Raw genomic sequence first — 18959 nt, forward strand, 5'->3', positions numbered from 1 at the left:
GGCGCCCAACATAGGCGCGCCGGGACGCCGGCAGCATCTAGATAACCGTCTACTCCTCGACCGTGATCGCCAGCGCGGGACAGACCGCGGCGGCCTGGCGCACGTCGCCGTCCTGCTCAGCCGGCGGGGCCGGGTCGAGCAGCACCACCACGCCGTCCTCGTCGCGCTGATCGAAGACGTCCGGCGCGGCGACCACGCACTGGCCGGAGGCCACGCACTTCTCCTGATCCACCAGAACCTTCATCGTTCGCTCCTCACCAGGTCACGGGCAGTTCGTAGACGCCGTAGACGGCGCCGTCGTGCTTGAACGGGATCTCCTCGACCGTGGTCGCCAGCCGCAGGCCGGGGATGCGCCGGTAGAGCGTGCCGTAGACGACCTGCAGCTCCATCCGTGCCAGCGGCTGACCCAGGCACTGGTGCACGCCGAAGCCGAACGCCACGTGCCGGCGGGCGTCGCGGCCCAAATCGAGCCGGTCCGGGTCGTCGAAGACGTCCGGGTCACGGTTGCCGATGTCGTTGGGCAAGATGATGCCGTCGCCCGCCTTGATCGTCCGGCCGCCGATCTCGATGTCCTCGAGCGCGACCCGCCGTCGCCCGTTGTGGGTGATGTTGAGGTAGCGCAGCAGTTCCTCGACCGCGAGGGCGATCTGCTTCGGGTCGTCGGTGGCCCGCATCCGATCGAGCTGGTCCGGGTGTTCGAGCAGGGCCAGCGTGCCCAGCGCGATCATGTTGGCGGTCGTCTCATGACCGGCGATCAGCAGCAGCACGCCGATCCCGGCCGCGTCGCGGCGGGTCAGCTCACCGCTCGCGATCCGCTCGATCAGCGTGGAGAGCAGATCGTCGCCCGGTTTCTCGATCTTGGAGCCGATCAGCTCGTCGAGGTAGTCGTAGAGCCGCTTGAACGAGGCGCTGCGCTCCTCGACCGGGATCGACGTGCGGATCAGGTTGCGGCTGTTCTCCTGGAAGAAGTCGTGGTCGGCGTAGGGCACGCCGAGCAGCGTGCAGATGACCAGCGACGGCACCGGCAGCGCGAACGCCTCGACCAGGTCGACCGGCTTCGGCCCGTCCAGGAGGGAATCGATCAGGTCGTCGACGATCTTCTGGACGGCGGGCCGCATCGCCTCCACCCGCTTGATCATGAAGGGCGCGGTCACCATCCGGCGGAGCCGGGCGTGCTCCGGGTCGTCCATCAGGATGAAGCCGATCGACGTGTCGTCGCCGCGCGGCCGGGCCGGGCCCGACATCGGATAGCCGGTGCGGTCCGGGTCGGCGCTGACCCGCTGGTCGGCGAGCAGCGCACGCTGGTCGGCGTAGCGGGTGACCAGCCAGGGGCGGCTGCCGTCCCAGATCTCCACCCGGGTGAGCGGCTCGGACTGCCGCAGCTCACCCAGCTCGGGCGGCGGATCGAACGGGCAGCCCTTCGCCCTGGTCATCGGGTAGGTCGTCACGGTTTTTCCCTTCCTCGAAGGACAGAACCGACTTGTGGAGGCGGGCCTGCTTGGGCATGTTCCAGCCGAGCACCCCGACCGGGCGCCCGGCCCGGTGATAGGCGGCGACGAAACGGCCGGCGGCCGGATCGCCCTCGATCACCTCGAGGTCGCCGCCGGGGAAGCCGTAAAGGTGGATGCGGACGCCGAACTGCTCGGTCCAGAAATAGGGGATCGGGGCGTAGGGCCGGGCGGCCCCGAGAATGTTGGCGGCGACGGCGTCGGCCTGCTCGACGGCGTTGGTGCGGTTCTCGAGCCGGATCGACGCGCCGAGGCCGGGGTGGTGCCAGCGGGCGACGTCACCGACCGCCCAGACGCCGTCGGCGGCCCGGCACTGCTCGTCGCAGACGACGCCGTCGTCGAGCGTGAGCCCGCTGCCCTGCAGCCACTCGGTCGCCGGGGCGGCCCCGAACGCCACCACGACAACGTCGGCCGGAAGCGTCTCCCCGCTGGCAAGCGTGACCCCGACGGCCGCCGGCGGCGAGCCCGCGACACCGGCACCGGGCGCCACGGCGGCAGGCGGCCGAGCCACGAGACCGACACCGGGCGCCACGGCGGCAGGCGGCCGAGCCACGAGACCGACACCGGGCGCCACGGCGGCGGGCGGCCGCCCGGCGACACCAGCATCGGGCGCGATATCGGCGGGGACCAGGCCGGTGACTCCGGAGCCGAGGCGCAGCCGCACGCCACCACGGGTATGCAGGTCGGCCAGCAGTCCGGCGACGACCGGGCCGAGTTGCAGGTGCATCGGGGCGGGCTGCGGGCCGGCCAGCGTCACGTCGACGCCGAGCTTGGTCGCGGTCGCGGCGATCTCGGTGCCGAGTACCCCGTCACCGACCACGACCAGCCGGCGCCCCGGTAGGAGAGCAGCCCGCAACGACAGGGCTTCGTCGAGACTTCTCAGCGCGTACGCCTCGGGCGTCCCCGGCAATCGCCGGGGGCGGGCCCCGGTGGCCAGCACCACCGATTCGGCTTCGAAAATGCGGCCCGCCGCCGTGGTGACCCGGCGCGCGGCCGCGTCGAAGGCGACCGCCGGGTCGCCCAGGTGGAGGGTCGCGTCGACCGGGCGCAGCCGGGCCCGCTCGGGTGCCCACTCGCCGGCCAGCACCTGCTTGGAGAGCGGCGGCCGATCGTAGGGAAGGTGCGGCTCGGCCCCCAGCACCGTGATCGGCCCGGTGAATCCGCGGCGTCGTAACGCCTCGGCGGTCGCGAGGCCGCCCGCGGCAGCCCCGACCACCAGCACGTCGGTCATGGCCGGGCTCCCTTCGAAACGAAGGCGTACGTCCATGTTTCCGCCGCTTTGTCAGCGACCGCCTCAGACTAAGTCAGCTGACTGACTTAGACAAGCGTGCCCTGACCAGCAAGAATGTCCGCGTGGCGGCGATTAACCTGCGCACTTCGCGGGCCGAGACCACCCGGGAAAGAATCCTGACGGTGGCCGAACGGCTGTTCGCCGAGCGAGGGGTGTTCGCGGTCTCCAACCGCCAGATCGGCGAGGCCGCCGGGCAGGGCAACAACACTGCCGTCGGCTACCACTTCGGCACGAAGACCGACCTGATCCGGGCGATCACGGCGGGCCACACCCGGCACATCGACCAGATCCGGGACCGGCTGCTGGCCGAGCACGAGGGCAGCACCGCACTGCGCGACTGGGTGGTCGTGACGGTCCGGCCGCTCACCGATCATCTGGCCGCGCTCGGCACCCCGAGCTGGTACGCGAGGTTCGCGGCCCAGCTGATGACCGACCCGGCGCTGCGCGACATCATGACCGCCGAGGCGCTCCACTCCCCGGCCATCCAGGCGGCCGCGGCCGGCATCAGCGCCGGCCTGCCGGAGATGCCGGACGACATCCGCGCCGAGCGCCACGACATGGTCCGCGCGCTGATCGTGCACACCTGCGCCGAGCGCGAGCGCACACTGACCAGCGGGGACGAGTGGCGGTCGGTCGAAGCCCACCTGGTCGACGCGATCGTGGGCCTGCTGAGCGCCCCGGTCTCGGACCGGGGCGCTCCCTGAACGTCAGGCCGCTGGAATCTCGGCGGTGGCCACCAGGGTCGCCCGGCCCAGGATGTGCGAGGCGATGTTGAAGTTGAAGAACGCGGGCGACGCGTCGGCCGGCACCCCGAGGTCGGCCACGTCGAGCGCGTGCACGGTGACGAAGTAGCGGTGCGGGCCGTGACCGGCCGGCGGAGCGGCACCGATGAAGCGCGCGCCCCCACCGTCGTTGCGCAGCTGATAGGCCCCCTTGGGCAGGCCGGCGCCGTCGTCGTCGCCCGCACCCTCGGGCAGCGAGGTGACGTCGGCCGGGATGTTCGCGACCGACCAGTGCCAGAACCCGGACTGGGTCGGCGCGTCCGGGTCGTAGATGGTGACGGCGTAGCTCTGCGTGCCCTCGGGCGCGCCCGACCAGCTCAGCTGGGGCGAGCGGTCCTCGCCGCCGGGCACCCCGAAGGCACCCGACATCTGCGCGGGCGAGAACGCGTCCCCATGGTTGACCGACGTGCTGGTCACGGTGAAGCTCGCCGCCGGCGGCAGGCCGGCGAACGGATCGTTGCCGTAGCTCATTAACTCAGTCCTCTCCGAAGCTCTCGCAACCGATCATTACACCGCGGGGCGGCGACCGGTTCACCGCGCCGCTAAGCTCCCGGACCGTGACGGGAACGGATCGAAGCCGGGATATGCGTGGCTGGCTGGTGACGCCGCTGGTGACGCTCGTGGTCGCGCCGGCCCTCGCGATCAGCATGAGCATCCTGGTCGCCGCGTCCTCCACCTCGACGACGGCCGAGCAGACGGCCGACTCGACCCTGGTGCTGCACGCACGGCTCTTCGTCGGCGGCTGGCTGCTGCTGTGGGCGGTGCCGTGGTGGCGCGGTCTGCGGGATCTGCGGACCGGCGCGGCCGCCGCGATCGGGGCGGTGCTGGTCGTCGGGCCGTTGCGGCTGATCGACCCGAGCGTCGTGCTCGAGGACGGTCATGTCAGGGCCAACGCGTACCTCCTGGTCGTCGCCGTGCTCATCGGCGTGCCGATCGTCGGCTTCGTCAGCTCGGCGGTCCGGCGTCGGTTCGTGCAGGCCGGCGTGTTCGTGATCATTGCGCTCATCATGGGCCTGCCGATCTACGCGCTGGCCCGGCGTCACGCGGGCGGTGAGCACGCGACCCCTCCGGGATCGGCGGGACCGGCCTGCGTCATGCACAGCGGCAGCAAGGATGTCTGCCCCGGCGGTTGATCAGAGCAGGGCGCGCAAGGCGCGCAGGGCTCCCGCGTACGCGTGGTCCGGCGGCCGTGCGTAGCCGACGACCAGTCCGCCCGGGGTGCCGAAGGTCCCCAGCCCGTGCAGGGCCAGCCCGGCCCGCGCCCCTCGCTCGATGACCGCGTCCTCGTCGTCGACCGGCACCAGCGCGTGCAACCCGGCCGAGATGCCGGTGACCGAGGCGCGGCCGTCGAGGGCGGCCACCAGCGCGTCCCGCCGCCGCCGATAACGCAGACGGGACCGGCGGATGTGCCGGTCGTACCCGCCGCCACGCATGAACGCGGCCAGCGTGAGCTGGTCGAGCACGCCCGCGCCGCCGCCGCTGAGCGCCTTGGCCCGCACCACCCCGCGCAGCAGGCCGGGTGGCGCGGCGATCCAGCCGAGACGGAGCCCCGGCGCGAGGGTCTTGCTGACCGTCCCGACGTAGGCGACCCGCTCCGGGTCGAGCCCCTGCAGGGCACCGACCGGCCGCCGGTCGTACCGGAACTCGCCGTCGTAGTCGTCCTCGATCACCACGCCGCCGGTGCGCCGGGCCCAGGCGAGCGCCTCGGCGCGCCGGGCCGGGGACAACGCACCACCGAGCGGGAACTGGTGGGCGGCGGTCAGCACGACGCCCTTCTGGAGGCCGAGCGCCGACACGTCCGCGCCGTCCTCGTCGACCGCCAGCGGCACGAGCTTGCCCCCGCCTTCCTCCAGCACCCGCCGCTGATAGCGCAGGCCGTGCGACTCGACCGCCATCTCGCCTCCGCCGAGCGCCTTGGCGAGCAGAAAGAACGCCTGGGTGGTGCCGGTGCAGACCACGATGTGGCCGGGCGCGGCGCGCACGCCGCGCACGCGTCCGAGGTACGCCGAGAGCTCCGTCCGCAGAGCCGGCGAGCCGAGCGGGTCCGGGTAGTCGAGGGTGTCGTTCGGCGCGGTGGCCAGCGCCTGCCGGGCGGCCCGCAGCCAGGCCGTGCGCGGGAAGGCGCTCACGTCGGGGACGCCCGAGGTGAGGTCGTACGCGGGCTTGGCCGGCACCGACCCGGCCGACGACACCGAAGGCGCGCGTCCGTGCGCGGCGACCCGCGTGGCCGATCCGTGCCGGGCCACCAGCCACCCCTCGGCGACCAACTGCGCGTAGGCGTCGGCGACCGTGTTGCGCGACAACCCGAGCTGGGCCGCCAGCGACCGCGACGACGGCAGCCGGCTCCCCTCGGCCAGCCGCCCGCCGCTGACCGCGGCCCGTAACGCGTCTTCCAGGCCGGCCCGCCGGGGACCGCGGGCGGGCAGGTCGAGGAGCAGGTCGAGCGAAGTGGCCCCGGATTCCCGCATCGAAGTGGATCCTAACGCCGGTACGCCTGAGCCGTACCGTCGAAACATGAGGCGGGACGGGGGATCCGGACGGCGGGCCTGCCGTCCGGATACCCGCCTCACGCGGCGGCGTCGGTCATCGAAGGTTCGTCGGCGGCAGGCGCCGCGGCATTGCGGCGGGGCAGGAAGGCCACCGCGGCCAGCGCCGGGAGGGTGAGGGCGAGCGCCCACCAGAAGGCGTGGTCGAAGGCGGTCGCCGGGTCGGCCGGGTGGGTGGACAGGCCCCGCTGCAGGGCCACCGCGAGCAGGGCCGTGCCGAACGAGCCGCCCAGTTGCTGCAGGATCCGGGTCGCGGTGCTGGCGTGCGGGATCAACTCCCGGGGCAGCCCGTCGTACGCCCCGAACAGCACCGCCATCAGGATCGCCCCGAGGCCGGCCCCGCGCAGGACCAGCGCCAGCGCGAGCATCCACTGGCTGGTGTGCAGCCCGGCGAACGCGAACGGCAGCGTGCCCACGATCAGCAGCAGCGTCGAGACCAGCACGACCACGCGGATGCCCCAGCGGTCGAGCAGGCCGCCGGCCAGCCGCGACAGCCCGATGCCGATGCCCTGCGGCGCCATCAGCAGACCGGCGGTCAGCACGCTCTCGCCCCGCAGCTGCTGGTAGTAGAGCGGCAGCAGGAGCAGCGCGCCGAACGAGGCGAGCCCGGACAGGAACATCAGGCTGCCGACGGCCGAGAACGAGCCGATCCGGAACAGGCGCAGGTCGACCAGCGGGTTCGCCGCCCGCAGCGCGTACGCCACGAACGCCACCACCAGCAGCGCCCCGCCGGCCAGCGGCACCAGCACGATCGGGTGGCCGAAGCCGCCGCGGTCGCCGAGTTCGCTCAGTCCGTAGATCAGGGCGGCCAGACCGGGCGAGAGCAGCAGCAGGCCGGTGATGTCGAGCCGGGCGCCGGGGCGGCCGGTGTCGCGGGGCAGGTAACGGATGGCCAGCACGATGGCGAGCAGGCAGATCGGCGGGTTCACGTAGAAGATCCAGCGCCAGTCGAGGTGGTTGACGATCAGGCCGCCGATCACCGGGCCGAGCACCGGCCCGAGCAGCGCGGGCAGGCTGACCAGCGCCATCGTGTTGCCGGTGGGCCGGCCGGAGGCCGTGCCGAACAGCAGCGTCTGCATGATCGGGATGAGCAGCCCGGCGCCGGCGCCCTGCAGCGCCCGGAACGCGATCAGCGACTCGATGTTCCAGGCGAGGCCGGACAGGACCGAGCCGGCCAGGAAGAGGGCGAGAGCGATCAGCCAGATGCGGCGGGGCCCGTAGCGCTGGGAGGCCCACCCGGTTACCGGAATGGCCAGCGCCACCGCGAGCAGGTAGGCCGTGCTGACCCACTGGATGGTGGCGACCGAGGCGCCGAGGTCGTGCCGCAGCGTGGGGATGGCGACGTTGACGATCGTGCTGTCGAGTAGTGGCGCCACCAGCCCGAGCACCAGGACGAGGGCGAGTACCAGCAGGCTTGGTTCGCGGCGTTCGGTCATGACTCTTCCCTTCGTAAGAGACGATCCGTCTCTAAGTCCGAATGCTAGGCTCGGACGTTAAGAGACGCAACGTCTCCTGGAAGGTTGTGACGTGGCAGGCACCCGACGCCGGGGCGAGGAGCTGGAGGCGACGATCCTCGATGCCGCCTGGGCCGAGATCATGGAGAACGGCTACCCCCGGCTGACCATGGAGGGCGTCGCCGCGCGCGCCCGGACCGGCAAGCAGGTCATCTATCGCCGCTGGCCGGACCGGGCGCACCTGGCGATCGCGGCGATCCGGCACACCCTCGGCCCACTGGTCTCCGAGGTGCCGCAGACCGGCTCGCTGCGCGGGGACCTGCTGAGCGTGCTGCGCCGGATGGCCGACCGAGGCCGGCAATACCGCCCCGACCTGTTCTACGGCCTGCTCGCCGAGGCGCCCGACTCCGACACCGGCTTCGGCACCGTGCTGCCCGGAGTGATCCGCGCGATCCTGCAGAACGCGGTCGCGCGCGGCGAACTGGCCCACGCCGACCTTCCGCCGCGCGTCGTCAGCCTGCCGGCCGACCTGCTGCGCTACGAGGGACTGCGCAACGCCCATCGCTGGGGACAGGACGCCGCCGAGGCCGAGATCGAGCAGCTTCTGGCCGACATCCTGGACGACGTCTTCCTGCCCCTGGTGCTCGCCCTGGCCGGCCCGCCGGATGCTCCGATGGATGTCAGTCCTTGACCGCTCCGCCCAGTCCGGCCACCAGGCGTCGGCGGACCAGCAGGAAGAAGATCAGCACGGGGATCGTCATCAGCGTCGAGGCGGCCATGATGCCGCCCCAGTCGTTCTCGTCCGGCTTGAAGAAGACCAGCAGGGCCATGGGCAGGGTCTGATTGCCGGTCGCGCTGATGATGAACGTACGGGCGAACAGGAAGTCGTTCCAGGCCGCGATGAAGCTGAACACGCTGGTCGCCGCCAGGCCCGGAGCGACCAGCGGGAACAGGATGCGCCAGAGGACGGTGAAGCGGCTCGCCCCGTCCAGCTGGGCCGCCTCGTCCAGTTCCTCGGGCACCGCCGCGACGAAGCCGCGCAGCATCCAGATCGCGAACGGCAGCGTGAAGCCGGTGTGTACGACCATGAGCGAGCCGAGCGTGTTGAGCCCCAGCCCCGGCACCGCCCCGCCGAGATCACGCACCAGGAAGAAGAGCGGGATCGTCAGCGCCTCGACCGGCATCATCTGGGCGACCAGGAACAGGATCAGCATCGTGGTGCGGAAGCGGAACCGGAAGCGGGTCACCGCGACCGCGGCCAGGAAGGCGAGCAGCCCCGAGAGCACGACGACGACCAGGGCGACCAGAACACTGTTGAGGAAGTACCGGCCGAAGTCGTCGACCGTCAGCACTCGCCGGAACGCGGCCAGGGACGGGCGTACGGTCCAGGGGCGCTGGTGAAGCGACTGGATCTCGCCCGCGGGTTTGACCGCGACCAGTACCATCCAGAAGATCGGGAAGATCACCACGAGGGCGATCAGAACCGCGACGGCGTTCCTGGCCACCTTCACAGCGGCTCCCCCGATCTACGCAGAGCGCGCAGGTAGAACAGCGTGACCACGAGCAGGATCACGGTCATGACGACGCCGATCGCGGCACCGAGACCGTACTCGCTGCTGGCGAAGGCCTGCTGATAGGCCCAGACGTTGAGGGTGAGGTTCTGCCCGGCCAGGCCACCGCCGCGGGTCATCACGTAGACCTGGGTGAAGACCTTGAAGTCCCAGATGATCGACTGGATGACCACGATCATCAGGACCGGGCGCAACGCCGGCACCATGATCCGCCAGAACGCGCGCCAGGTGCCGGCGCCGTCGATCGAGGCGGCCTCGAGAATCGACTTCGGGATGGCCTCGATGCCCGCGTAGAGCGTGACCATGACGAACGGGAACGAGTGCCAGACCACGACCGCCCCGACCAGCGCGAAGGCCGGCCAGCGGTGGTAGAACCAGTTGTGGCCGTCGAGGCCGAGGATCTGGTTGACCAGGCCGAGATCGGTGTCGAACAGGAACGCCCACACGGTCGAGCCGGAGATTGCGGGCACCGCCCAGGCGGCCATGGCGGCCAGCGAGAGCAGCAGCCGCGGCAGCCGGCTCACCCGGGTGAGCAGTACCGCGAGGCCGGCCCCGACGGCCATCGTGGCCACCACGCAGGCGGCGGCGAAGAGCACGGTGGCCAGCAGCACCGACCAGAACTGGCTGTCCCCGAGCAGCGCCGAGTAGTTGGCGAAGCCGACGAAGTGGGTGGGCTGCCCGCCGCTGACCTGGGCCTGCCGGAAGTCCAGTACGGACAGCAGTCCCAGCTGGTACATCGGATAAGCGAACAGCGCTCCCAGCACGACCAGTGCCGGGAGCAACAGCCAGAAGGGCGTCCGTCTAGCCAAGATCTGCCTTGATCTGCTTCGCGGCCTCGGAGGTCGCCTGATCGACCGTCGCCCGGCCGGTCGCCACCTTCTCGATCATGTCGGGCAGCACGGCACCCGCGTCCACCTTGCCCCACCCCGGGTTGAGCGGCACGAACCGGGTGCCCGCGGCGATGGTGTCGAGGAACGGCTTGAGGAACGGGTCCCTGGCCGCGACCGCGTCCCCGGCGGTCTTCAGCGTCGGCAGGTTGCCCATCGCGTCGTACATCGCGGCCTGATATTTCCGACCGGCCAGCAGGGTCAGGAAGTCGGCGGCCAGGGCCGGGCGCTGACTGTTCTTCATGATGCCGAGGTTGTTGCCACCGGCGAAGGCGGGCGCGATCGAGCCCGGCTTGCGGCCCGGGAGCGGCACGACGGCGTACCTGCCCCTGGCCGCGCCGGCGTCGACCGCGGCCCGGTTGAAGTTGCCGAGGATGCCCATCGCCGCCTTGCCACTGGCGAACAGGTCGACGGTCTTGCCGCCGGTCAGGTCGGCGCAGTTCTGCGGCGGGCAGTTGTCCGGCGCGATCAGGTCGGTGTACGCCTTCAGACCGGCCCGCGACTGCGCCGAGTCGATCGACGTGATGTCGCCGCCGGCGTCCCAGACGAACGGCATCGCTGCGTATGTGTACTGCCCGCCGACCGCGATGCCGAAGAGATCCGGCTTCCGGCTGTGGATCGTGCGCGCGTCGCTGGTCAGCTCGGCGATGCTGGTCGGCGGCTTCAAGTTCAAGGAGCCGAAGACGTCGGTGCGGTAGTAGAGCGCCCGCACGCCGAGGTACCACGGGACGCCGAGCAGCGTGCCCTGATAGGTCACGGTCGCCTTGGCGTCGGCGGTCAGGCCCGCGCCCTCGGACCACGTCGAGACCACCGGGCCGACGTCGGCCAGGCCGCCCGCGGCGGCGTACTCGGGCAGGTCGGTGTTGCCGTACTCGACGACGTCGGGGGCGCTGGCCGGGTCGTTGAAGGCGCCCTTGAACCGTTCGGCCCGGGTCTCCACCGCGAGGTACTGCAGGTCGACCTTGGCGCCGGGGTGTGCGGCGGTGAACTCGGCGATCGCCTCTTTGACGACCTTCTCCTTGGGGGCCCGGTTGGGCTCGTCGAACAGCCAGACCTTGAGGGTGCCGGTCTTCGCGCCGCCGCCGGACGGCGCCGACTGCGGGGACGAGGTGGACGGAGCGCAGGCGGCCATGGTCAGGGCCAGGCCGGCGGCGGCCGCGAGACAAAGCTTCATAAGCGCACCTGGTTCGTAAGTAGTTCGCTGAAGTGGGGTTCGTCCAGAGTGGGCACTGCATTGATCCGCGTCAAGCCCCTAGGCTCCGGAGAATGCACATCGGTCTCGTTCTGCACGCCGACCACCGGGAACGCTTCGCCGAGGCGGCGCGCACGCTCACCGGCGTCGATTTCACTTGGGCGATTTACGAACACGAGGACGAGATCAGCTCCCGGGTCGCCGGGCTGCTCGACGACCGACTCGACGGGCTGCTGCTCGGGCTCGTGCCGTACGCCCGCTCCCGCGACCTGATCCCGGCCGACCTGCCGGTCGCGGTCACCCGGTCGGCCGCTCTGGACCTGGCCCTGGCCTGGGCGAAGGCGCTCCGCAACGGCTGGCCGGCGACGCCGGTCAGCATCGACACCTTCGACCAGGCGACCGTGGACGAGGTCGCCCGGGCGCTCGGCCTCGACCCCACCGGGATCGCCACCCTGCCGTTCGACCCGGACCAGACGGTCGACGACGTGGTGGCATTCCACCGGCAGCACAGCGGCTCGCCGTACGTCATCAGCGTGCGAACCTCGGTCGCCGCCGCCCTCTCCGGGCAGACCGCCGTGCTGCACGCCCTGGCCACCCCCGGCACGATCCGCGCCGACCTGCACGAACTTGCCCTGCGAGCCCAGCACCGGCGGGCCAACGCCCAGCGCTTCGCGGCCGGCATCTTCGCGCTCGACGGCACCGACGTCGACCGCGCGCTGGTCGGCCTGCAGCACCTGCTGGTCAACACGCCCGAGTTCGCGGACGCCTGGATCGACCCCCGCGGTCGTCAGGAACTGCTGGTCTTCGCCCCGGCGGCCCTCTTCGAGGCCGCCACCCACCAGTGGGTCACCCTGCCGGTGCTCGCCGAGGCCCGCACCGGCCTGGGCGTACGCGTCGTGGCCGGCTTCGGCATCGGGGGCACCGCCCGGCAGAGCGTCACCCTGGCCGAACGCGCCGCGACCCGCGCCGGGCAGGACGCGCAGCCGGGCGCCTACCTGTTCACCGACAGCGGCATGACCATCGGGCCGATGGGCGCCTCCGGGACACCGCTGACCTACACCTATCGCGAGCACGGCGGCCTGGAGGCGCTGGCCGGCCGGGTCGGCCTGAGCCCGGCCACCCTGTCCCGCCTCGCCGCGGTCGAGCGCACCCTGGCCGGCAAGCCCCTCTCCCCCAGCGACCTGGCCCGCACGCTCGGCATCACCGACCCGAGCGGCCGCCGGCTGATCCGCAAACTCGACGAGGCCCGGCTGATCGTCCGCGAAGGCAGCACCCAGGTGAGCCGCAAAGGCCGTCCCACCCGCCTCTACCGCCTCGCCATCACCCCGGCCCTGGAATCCGTCACATCCGACCCGCCTGCCCGGTCTTAGCTGACGAACCCATCGATCAGGGAGGTCAGCTCATGTCGTGGCAAACGGCGGTCACCGTGGTTCAGGAGGCCGAGCCTCCGTTCATTCCGGCCGGGGCGCACGCGATGACGATCGTCGTGGAGTTCCCGCCCGGCGACCCGGGCAGCCCGCCGCACCGGCACCCCGGGCCCGCCTTCGGCTACGTGCTGGAGGGCGAGATGCTCTTCGAACTCGAACTCGAGGGCGAGGCGCCGCGCGTGGTCAAGGCCGGCGAGGCGTTCTGGGAACCGGGCGGCGACGTCATCCACTACTCCGACGGCAACGCGCGCGACGACACCACGTTGCGCTTCACCGTGACCATGCTCTGCCGGCCCGGCCAGCCGATGCTCGTGCTGGTCGACGAGGATGAACTGGCCGCGCGCCAGGATCGGCGGGTCAAATGAGCGGGACCTACCAGCTGGCCGTGCTGCTCGACGACCCGGAGATCCGGGAAGTGATCGTTGCCCTCGGCCACAGCTACCCCGGTGGCCTGCACGGGCTGGCGACCACCGGCGGCCAGGTCATGCTGAGCGACGACGTCGTGGGCGGCGTGGCGGCCGACGTCGAATCCGAGCCGGCCGAGGTAGCCCGGCAACTCCGCCAGCTGCTGCCGGACCTGCTGGACGCCCTGGCACCCGGCGGCGAGGTTCTCTCGGCCACCGAACTGGCCGTCCTCATCCGCACCGACATCGTCGTCGACGACGGGGAAGCCGGAGCGTTCGGGGAGTAAGCCCCGCACTGGCAACCGCAACCCACCCCCGATGTACTCGAGCCTGAACTACGAGCACATCGGGGGATTCGGCAAATGCCGATCACTCACGGCCACCCCCGTACTGTTTCTGGCCGGCGGCCCAAGGCGTTCCCGCAACCGGGCGACGGCGCGGACGTCGACTCGGCCGACGTCCCGCTGCGCCGGGCCGAGCCGGCGATGTACGACCAGAAGCGCGGCGGTGGCAGGCAGGCCTGAAGCGGACGCGCTCGCTACCGACCTCGAGGAGGCCGAGCTCACCGTCTCCTTCCGCCCGATCGTCGCGCTCCGCCAGGTCTGTCGGAGGAGGAATTACGCCTCCACCGCTCGGCCTCACCGTCGTTGCGGCTGGGTCAGGGCAGGATCGCGTCGACGTAGCCGCCGTCGACGCGGACGGCGCCGCCGGTGGTTGCCGAGGCGAGCGGGGAGGCCAGGTAGACCACCATGTTGGCGATCTCTTCCGGCTCGATCAGACGCTGCAGCAAGGATTGCGGGCGGTGCTTGACCATGAACTCGCGCTGCGCCTCGTTCCACGGCAGGTCGTCACCGACCAGCGAGCGTACGAAATCTTCCACGCCGCCGGTGTGCGTCGGCCCGGCGATCACGCTGTTGACCGTGACTCCCGACCCGGCCGCCTCCTTGGCGAAGCCGCGCGAGACGGCGAGCAGCGCCGTCTTCGTCATCCCGTAATGGATCATCTCGGCCGGGGTGACCACGGCCGAGTCGCTGGCGATGTACTGGATGCGGCCCCAGCCGCGGTCGCGCATGCCGGGCAGGTAGGCCCGCGTCAGTCGCACCGCCGCCAGCACGTTCACCTCGAAGTAGCGCCGCCAGTCGTCGTCGGTGATCTCCAGTGCGGGCTGAGCGCCGAAGATGCCGAGGTTGTTGACGAGGATGTCGACGGCGGGCAGCCGTTCGAGCACCGCCTCGGCGCCCTCCGCGGTCGCCACGTCGGCCGGCACCGCTACGAAGTCGCCGTCGCCCATCTCCTTCAGCGCTTCCGAGACCGAGGCCGCGGACCGGCCGTTGACCCCGACCCGCGCCCCGGCGGAGGCGAGACCGCGGGCGATCGCCCGGCCGATGCCCTGCGTCGACCCGGTGACGAGCGCGGTCTTGGAGGTGAGGTCCAGTCGCATGACCCCATCCTCCTCCTCACCAGAGGCCGGGGATCAGCCGCTTGGTGCGGCGGCGGTAGGGTCGGTACGGCTCGCCGAGCACACGGCTCAGGGCCGCCTCCTCGACGCGGATGCGCAGCAGCATCGCGACGGGCGGCAGCACGAGACAGACCGCCAGGCCGGGCCCGGTGCCGCCGGCCAGGCCAAGCCCGGCCGCGATCGGCAGGATGCCGGTGTACGAGGGGTGCCGCACCAATCGGTAGGGTCCGCCGGTCACCACCTGTTGCCCGGCGTCGACCTCGACGGTCGTCCGGAACGAGCGGCCGAGCACGGCGATCGCCCAGATACGCAGGGCCAGGCCGAGCCAGGCGACGGCGATGCCGGTAGCGGCCGGCCGGCCGGGTCACCCGCGCGGCGGACGGAACGGTCGCCTGGAATCCGGTGCCGAGCACGGTCATCTCGGGCCCGCCGCGCCTGCTGGGCGGGCGAGGCGGCGCCGGGTCGGGGGAAGCCGTCAGCTGGGTCGCTGAATACCGTTCTTGTAGGGGGTGTGGCGGCTGCCGACGGCGCTCCGGGTCGCCTCCAGAGCGGCCACCGTCTGGCCGTACGTCCGCTGGGCCACCCCGACGAAGAGGCAGTCGACGACCGTCAGCTGGGCCAGGCGGCTCGCGGTGGCGCCGGACCGGAAGGTGGTCTCGCGGGCGGCCGTGGTCAGCACGTGCTCGGCCGCCTGGGCGATCGGCGAGCGCGGGAAGTTGGTCAGGGCGACCGTGAGCGCGCCGTGGGCCCGCGCCTCGGTCAGCGCGTCGATGGTGTCGATGGTCGTGCCGGTGTGCGAGATGCCGATCGCCACGTCGCCCGGGCGCAGCAGGGCGGCGCTGGTCAGCGCCACGTGGGTGTCCGGCCAGGCGAAGGCGACGCGGCCGATGCGGTGGAGTTTCTGCTGGAAGTCGAGGGCCACGAAGGCGCTCGCGCCGACGCCGTACAGGTCGACGCGCTGGGCGCGGGTCAGGGCCTCGACGACGCGTTCGAGGACGACGACGTCGAGCTGGGCGCCGGTCTCCTCGACCGCGCGGGCATCGGCGAAGGCGATCTTCTCGACGACGCGGGCGAGGTCGTCGCCGGGCTGGATGTCGGTGTCGATGACGCGTCCGCTGCGGTCGGCGCCCTGGGCGCGCCCGGCCTCGGCGGCCAGCGCGAGCCGCAGCTGGGGGTAGCCGGCGAAGCCGATCGCCTTGCAGAACCGGATGACCGTCGCCTCGGAGACGCCGGAGGCGGCCGCCAGCTCGGTGACCGTGAGGGTCGCGGTGGCGCTGGTGTCGGCCAGGACGTGATCGGCCACCCGCCGCATCGACGGCTGCAGGCTCGGCAGCAGCGCGCGGATGTGCACCGCCGTCGACTCGGACGAATGTCCCGTCGGCGAGGAAGAAGCGGCCGTCGACGAAGAGGCGGGCGAGGGAACAGCGCGGGTGCGTGCCATGGCAGTCAACGTAGCCGAGCCGTCAGACCCGGCTGACCTGCCATCCGCTGAGCTGGACGCGGGCGGCGTCGGCCGGCCGGCGATCGTCGAAGAAGGTGCCCCGCGGCCCGGTCACCCGGATGCCGTCCACGTAGACGCCGCGCCCCTCGTAGACCGCGTCGGTGGTGTAACGCCAGCGCAGGTCGGTCGTGCCGCCGGGAATGACCGCCGACTCGCGCAGCCACCGGCGGCCCTCGAAGCCGGCGAACGACGCCAGCGGCTGCCAGGTGCCGCCACCGTCCGGGGACGCCTCCAGGTAGGCGACGTCCGAAGCCTCGGTGTCGTACCAGAGATGGAAGGAGAGCCGGGCCCCCGAGGCGGGCACGCTGACCGGTACGCCGAGGGTCGCGCTGCTGGCATCCGCGGTGCCGGAGAAGTATGCGGTCGGGCCGGATGCCGGGCGTACGGGAATCGCCAGCGCGAGATCGCGTGCCACCGCTCGCCGGGCGGGGTTGTTGCTTCCCCAGTTGCGGCTCGGATGAACCCGGTTGGCCAGCAGGATGACGAACGAGTGCGACAGCGGGTCGATGACGATGTCGGTGCCGGTGTAGCCGGTGTGGCCCGCGGTGACCGGGGAGCTGAGCGCGTCCATGTAGAACCGCTGATCGAGTTCGAAGCCGAGGCCGTGCGCGTTGCCGGGGAAAGCCTGGTTGTAGTCGGTGAACAGCAGCCGCGTGCTCGACGGCGACAGGATCCGGGCCCGGCCGTACGATCCGCCGTCGAGCAGGGTCTGTGCGAGGACCGCGAGGTCGTGCGCGGTCGAGAAGATGCCGGCGTGGCCGGAGACGCCGCCGACGCAGTACGCGTTCTCGTCGTGCACCGTGCCCCAGACGATCCCGCGACCGGTCCACGGCTGGTATTCCTCGGCCGCGATGCGGGGCCGCAGCGAGGCGGGCGGGTTGAACATGGTGTCGCGCAGGCCGAGCGGGCCGGTGATGCGCTGCCGGATGACCTGGTCGAGCGACCGGCCGGTGATCGCCTCGATGACTTTGCCGAGCGTCATCATGTTCATGTCGCTGTAGAGGTAGGTCGTGTCGGGGGCGGCGACCGGCTTCACGGTGTAGACGGCGGCCCAGCGCTCGTCGTCGGTGGCGTAGTCGCAGAGCGACGGCACCGGGTCGGCCGGGAGCCCGGAGGTGTGGGTGAGCAGGTTCCGGATCGTGATGCGGCCCTTGCCGTTGGCCGCGAACGACGGAAGGTACCCGGCGACCGGCGCGTCGAGGCCGAGGCGTCCCTGCTCGATGAGCTGCACCGCGGCGAGCGAGGTGAACAGCTTGGTCATCGAGGCGATGTCGAAGATGGTGTCCCGCCGCATCGGGATCCATTGGTCCGGCGGCAGCTCGGTCGGCTTGTCGTCGGCGTATCTCAGGGCGTAGCCGGTGACGTCGTGGGCAACGATTACGCCGTTGTGGGCGGCGAGCGCGACGGCGCCGGGGTATTCGGGATAGGTGGGCGACGGCTGCGTGTAACGGGCGATGTCGTCGGCGATCCGGTCGATGTCCTCCGGCACGAGGCCGGCCTCGGCGGCGCTTCCATAGTGGAGCGTCCGGCCGGGGGTGAAGTGGATCGGAACGGGCGTGAGCGTGAGCGCCGCGACGGCCGCCACCACGATCGGCATCATCGGCTGCCCCTGTAGATGAGGAATTTCGCGCGTAGCCGCCGGAAGGCCACCAGCTCGCCCTGCCAGCTCGCGACGATCTCGTCGGCGCTCCGGCCGGCGTCGACGGCCTCCCGCACCGCCGAGGACCCGGTCAGGTCATCGATCCAGTGGTCCGGCCGCCACGCGAAGTCCTTCGGATACAGGGTCTTCAGCGAAACGATCATCGAAAGGGCGGTCCGGATCGGGTCGCACGCGCGGCGGTCGGTCACGATGACCTGCACGCCACCGACGGTCTGCCCGGCGAACTTGGCGAACGTCGGCGTGAAGTAGTTCTCCCGGAAGACCACGCCCGGCAGACGCTGGGCGGTCAGGGCTTCGGCCCAGAGCCAGTTCCCGTACGGCGCACCGATCATCTCGAACGGCCGCGTGCTGCCTCGCCCCTCGGATGCCTGCGTCCCCTCGAACAGGCAGGTGCCCGGGTAGAGGACCGCGGTGTCGACCGTCGGCATGTTGGGCGAGGGCGGCACCCAGGGCAGGCCGGTGTCCTCGAAGTACATGGTCCGCGACCAGCCGGTCAGCTCCACCACGGTGAGTGGAACCGACCGGCCGGCCTCCCCCGGAACCCAGACCGCGTTGAACATCCGAGCCAGCTCGCCGACCGTCATACCGTGTGACTGTGCGATCGGTCTACGGCCGACGAAGGTCGCGTAGGCGGGGTGCAGGACCGGGCCGGACGCCGGTCGGCCGGAGATCGCGTTCGGCCGGTCGAGCACGACGAACCGCTTGCCGGCCACGGCCGCCGCGACCATCGAGTCGTAGAGCGTCCAGATGTACGTGTAGAACCGCGCGCCCACGTCCTGGATGTCGAAGAGGATCGTGTCGACGCCGGAGGCGGTGAAGATGTCGGCGAGTGCCCGGCCGCTCTTCTGATAGGTGTCGTAGACCGGCAGACCGGTGCGCGGGTCCTCGGAAAGGCCCTCCGAGCCGCCCGCCTGGGCGGTGCCGCGGAAGCCGTGCTCGGGCCCGAACACGGCGACCAGATCGACCGCCGGGTCGCCGTGCATGACGTCGACCTCGTGCTCGAGTGACGGCAGAATGCCGGTCGGGTTAGTGATCACGCCGACGCGCTGTCCGCGGAGGATCGCGTAGCGGGTGGCGATGAGCCGCTCGATGCCGGTGCGGACCCGGCGCTCGCTCCGAGGCGCGGCGACCGCGACGGACGGGCGCGGCCCGAGGGCCACCGCACCGACCGCTCCGGCGAGGAGCCCGCGACGGTGGACCGGCATGGCTGCCCCCTCACGGGATGCCTGATCTTCCAGCGGGGCGCGGCTGGGCGCGGACAGCGCCCATCCGCGGGC

Annotated in this window: 21 protein-coding genes; 7 read left to right on the forward strand and 14 right to left on the reverse strand. The window is 71.7% G+C overall.

The window, feature by feature from the left end; translation table 11 throughout:
* Positions 1-49: 49 nt before the first annotated feature.
* The 3 genes from ACIA5C_RS03640 to ACIA5C_RS03650 are packed head-to-tail and all read right to left on the reverse strand — an operon-like array spanning position 50 to position 2739.
* Complete coding sequence (locus tag ACIA5C_RS03640) at positions 50-244, reverse strand: ferredoxin (protein ID WP_396050842.1); 195 nt, start codon at positions 242-244, stop codon at positions 50-52.
* Between the two features lie 10 nt (positions 245-254).
* A complete protein-coding gene (locus tag ACIA5C_RS03645; RefSeq protein WP_396050844.1) occupies positions 255-1448 on the reverse strand; it encodes a cytochrome P450 in 1194 nt (397 codons plus the stop codon).
* Positions 1384-2739, reverse strand: coding sequence for an NAD(P)/FAD-dependent oxidoreductase (locus ACIA5C_RS03650; protein WP_396050846.1), 1356 nt, complete (start codon positions 2737-2739; stop codon positions 1384-1386). The genes ACIA5C_RS03645 and ACIA5C_RS03650 overlap by 65 nt, the downstream gene beginning before the upstream one ends.
* Before the next feature lie 122 nt (positions 2740-2861).
* On the opposite strand from ACIA5C_RS03650, the gene ACIA5C_RS03655 reads away from it, so the two are divergent.
* Positions 2862-3503 carry a TetR/AcrR family transcriptional regulator gene (locus tag ACIA5C_RS03655; protein WP_396050849.1) on the forward strand — a complete coding sequence of 214 codons (642 nt, stop codon included), beginning with the start codon at positions 2862-2864 and terminating at the stop codon, positions 3501-3503.
* Between the two features lie 3 nt (positions 3504-3506).
* On the opposite strand, the gene ACIA5C_RS03660 is transcribed toward ACIA5C_RS03655, so the two are convergent.
* Positions 3507-4052 (reverse strand): YbhB/YbcL family Raf kinase inhibitor-like protein, encoded by a 546-nt coding sequence (locus ACIA5C_RS03660; protein ID WP_396050851.1) that lies wholly within the window; start codon positions 4050-4052, stop codon positions 3507-3509.
* Positions 4053-4165: 113 nt separating this feature from the next.
* On the opposite strand from ACIA5C_RS03660, the gene ACIA5C_RS03665 reads away from it, so the two are divergent.
* Entirely contained in the window at positions 4166-4714 is a 549-nt protein-coding gene (locus tag ACIA5C_RS03665; protein WP_396050854.1) for a hypothetical protein, read from the forward strand.
* Here the strand turns inward: ACIA5C_RS03665 and ACIA5C_RS03670 are convergent, their stop codons facing one another.
* Both ACIA5C_RS03670 and ACIA5C_RS03675 read right to left on the reverse strand, forming a co-directional pair.
* Positions 4715-6049 (reverse strand): PLP-dependent aminotransferase family protein, encoded by a 1335-nt coding sequence (locus ACIA5C_RS03670; RefSeq protein WP_396050856.1) that lies wholly within the window; start codon positions 6047-6049, stop codon positions 4715-4717.
* A gap of 98 nt (positions 6050-6147) precedes the next feature.
* Complete coding sequence (locus tag ACIA5C_RS03675) at positions 6148-7563, reverse strand: DHA2 family efflux MFS transporter permease subunit (RefSeq protein WP_396050859.1); 1416 nt, start codon at positions 7561-7563, stop codon at positions 6148-6150.
* Between the two features lie 91 nt (positions 7564-7654).
* Here ACIA5C_RS03675 and ACIA5C_RS03680 point away from each other — a divergent pair, with 91 nt between their 5' ends.
* The gene (locus ACIA5C_RS03680) at positions 7655-8272 is read left to right on the forward strand and encodes a TetR/AcrR family transcriptional regulator (protein ID WP_396050861.1); all 618 of its coding nucleotides are present in this window, start codon (positions 7655-7657) and stop codon (positions 8270-8272) included.
* On the opposite strand, the gene ACIA5C_RS03685 is transcribed toward ACIA5C_RS03680, so the two are convergent.
* Genes ACIA5C_RS03685 through ACIA5C_RS03695 form a run of 3 tightly spaced genes read right to left on the reverse strand, consistent with a single transcriptional unit; the run spans position 8262 to position 11213 of the window.
* The gene (locus ACIA5C_RS03685) at positions 8262-9092 is read right to left on the reverse strand and encodes a carbohydrate ABC transporter permease (RefSeq protein WP_396050863.1); all 831 of its coding nucleotides are present in this window, start codon (positions 9090-9092) and stop codon (positions 8262-8264) included. The genes ACIA5C_RS03680 and ACIA5C_RS03685 overlap by 11 nt on opposite strands.
* Positions 9089-9961 (reverse strand): carbohydrate ABC transporter permease, encoded by an 873-nt coding sequence (locus ACIA5C_RS03690; RefSeq protein WP_396050865.1) that lies wholly within the window; start codon positions 9959-9961, stop codon positions 9089-9091. The genes ACIA5C_RS03685 and ACIA5C_RS03690 overlap by 4 nt, the downstream gene beginning before the upstream one ends.
* A complete protein-coding gene (locus ACIA5C_RS03695) occupies positions 9954-11213 on the reverse strand; it encodes an extracellular solute-binding protein (protein ID WP_396050867.1) in 1260 nt (419 codons plus the stop codon). Before ACIA5C_RS03695 ends, ACIA5C_RS03690 begins: the two co-directional genes overlap by 8 nt.
* Positions 11214-11305: 92 nt before the next feature.
* Between ACIA5C_RS03695 and ACIA5C_RS03700 the strand changes: the two genes are divergently transcribed.
* The 4 genes from ACIA5C_RS03700 to ACIA5C_RS03715 all read left to right on the forward strand — a co-directional run bounded on the left by ACIA5C_RS03700 (position 11306) and on the right by ACIA5C_RS03715 (position 13586).
* Positions 11306-12601, forward strand: a complete 1296-nt coding sequence (locus tag ACIA5C_RS03700) for a winged helix-turn-helix domain-containing protein (RefSeq protein WP_396050869.1) — start codon at positions 11306-11308, stop codon at positions 12599-12601.
* A 32-nt stretch (positions 12602-12633) separates the two neighbouring features.
* A complete protein-coding gene (locus ACIA5C_RS03705) occupies positions 12634-13023 on the forward strand; it encodes a cupin domain-containing protein (RefSeq protein ID WP_396050871.1) in 390 nt (129 codons plus the stop codon).
* A complete protein-coding gene (locus ACIA5C_RS03710) occupies positions 13020-13349 on the forward strand; it encodes a hypothetical protein (protein ID WP_396050873.1) in 330 nt (109 codons plus the stop codon). The genes ACIA5C_RS03705 and ACIA5C_RS03710 overlap by 4 nt, the downstream gene beginning before the upstream one ends.
* A gap of 75 nt (positions 13350-13424) precedes the next feature.
* Positions 13425-13586, forward strand: coding sequence for a hypothetical protein (locus ACIA5C_RS03715; RefSeq protein WP_396050875.1), 162 nt, complete (start codon positions 13425-13427; stop codon positions 13584-13586).
* Between the two features lie 134 nt (positions 13587-13720).
* Here ACIA5C_RS03715 and ACIA5C_RS03720 read toward each other — a convergent pair whose 3' ends face one another.
* The 5 genes from ACIA5C_RS03720 to ACIA5C_RS03740 all read right to left on the reverse strand — a co-directional run bounded on the left by ACIA5C_RS03720 (position 13721) and on the right by ACIA5C_RS03740 (position 18887).
* On the reverse strand, positions 13721-14503 hold the full coding sequence (locus ACIA5C_RS03720; protein ID WP_396050877.1) for an SDR family NAD(P)-dependent oxidoreductase: 783 nt from the start codon (positions 14501-14503) through the stop codon (positions 13721-13723).
* A 16-nt stretch (positions 14504-14519) separates the two neighbouring features.
* Complete coding sequence (locus tag ACIA5C_RS03725) at positions 14520-14861, reverse strand: methyltransferase family protein (RefSeq protein ID WP_396052009.1); 342 nt, start codon at positions 14859-14861, stop codon at positions 14520-14522.
* 135 nt (positions 14862-14996) lie between these two features.
* Entirely contained in the window at positions 14997-15962 is a 966-nt protein-coding gene (locus tag ACIA5C_RS03730; protein ID WP_396050879.1) for a MurR/RpiR family transcriptional regulator, read from the reverse strand.
* A gap of 22 nt (positions 15963-15984) precedes the next feature.
* A complete protein-coding gene (locus ACIA5C_RS03735; RefSeq protein ID WP_396050881.1) occupies positions 15985-17622 on the reverse strand; it encodes a serine hydrolase in 1638 nt (545 codons plus the stop codon).
* Entirely contained in the window at positions 17619-18887 is a 1269-nt protein-coding gene (locus tag ACIA5C_RS03740; protein ID WP_396050884.1) for an exo-beta-N-acetylmuramidase NamZ domain-containing protein, read from the reverse strand. The genes ACIA5C_RS03735 and ACIA5C_RS03740 overlap by 4 nt, the downstream gene beginning before the upstream one ends.
* Positions 18888-18959: the final 72 nt, after the last annotated feature.

Source organism: Actinoplanes sp. NPDC051343 (assembly GCF_044455125.1).
In the GTDB taxonomy this organism is placed as follows: Bacteria; Actinomycetota; Actinomycetes; order Mycobacteriales; family Micromonosporaceae; genus Actinoplanes.

Coding starts and splice junctions, on each gene's coding strand:
- ACIA5C_RS03740 (WP_396050884.1), bottom strand. CDS start 18,887: ATGCCGGTCCACCGTCGCGGGCTCCTCGCCGGAGCGGTCGGTGCGGTG.
- ACIA5C_RS03710 (WP_396050873.1), top strand. CDS start 13,020: ATGAGCGGGACCTACCAGCTGGCCGTGCTGCTCGACGACCCGGAGATC.
- ACIA5C_RS03695 (WP_396050867.1), bottom strand. CDS start 11,213: ATGAAGCTTTGTCTCGCGGCCGCCGCCGGCCTGGCCCTGACCATGGCC.
- ACIA5C_RS03675 (WP_396050859.1), bottom strand. CDS start 7,563: ATGACCGAACGCCGCGAACCAAGCCTGCTGGTACTCGCCCTCGTCCTG.
- ACIA5C_RS03660 (WP_396050851.1), bottom strand. CDS start 4,052: ATGAGCTACGGCAACGATCCGTTCGCCGGCCTGCCGCCGGCGGCGAGC.
- ACIA5C_RS03670 (WP_396050856.1), bottom strand. CDS start 6,049: ATGCGGGAATCCGGGGCCACTTCGCTCGACCTGCTCCTCGACCTGCCC.
- ACIA5C_RS03640 (WP_396050842.1), bottom strand. CDS start 244: ATGAAGGTTCTGGTGGATCAGGAGAAGTGCGTGGCCTCCGGCCAGTGC.
- ACIA5C_RS03720 (WP_396050877.1), bottom strand. CDS start 14,503: ATGCGACTGGACCTCACCTCCAAGACCGCGCTCGTCACCGGGTCGACG.
- ACIA5C_RS03715 (WP_396050875.1), top strand. CDS start 13,425: ATGCCGATCACTCACGGCCACCCCCGTACTGTTTCTGGCCGGCGGCCC.
- ACIA5C_RS03665 (WP_396050854.1), top strand. CDS start 4,166: ATGCGTGGCTGGCTGGTGACGCCGCTGGTGACGCTCGTGGTCGCGCCG.
- ACIA5C_RS03735 (WP_396050881.1), bottom strand. CDS start 17,622: ATGATGCCGATCGTGGTGGCGGCCGTCGCGGCGCTCACGCTCACGCCC.
- ACIA5C_RS03730 (WP_396050879.1), bottom strand. CDS start 15,962: ATGGCACGCACCCGCGCTGTTCCCTCGCCCGCCTCTTCGTCGACGGCC.
- ACIA5C_RS03705 (WP_396050871.1), top strand. CDS start 12,634: ATGTCGTGGCAAACGGCGGTCACCGTGGTTCAGGAGGCCGAGCCTCCG.
- ACIA5C_RS03700 (WP_396050869.1), top strand. CDS start 11,306: ATGCACATCGGTCTCGTTCTGCACGCCGACCACCGGGAACGCTTCGCC.
- ACIA5C_RS03650 (WP_396050846.1), bottom strand. CDS start 2,739: ATGACCGACGTGCTGGTGGTCGGGGCTGCCGCGGGCGGCCTCGCGACC.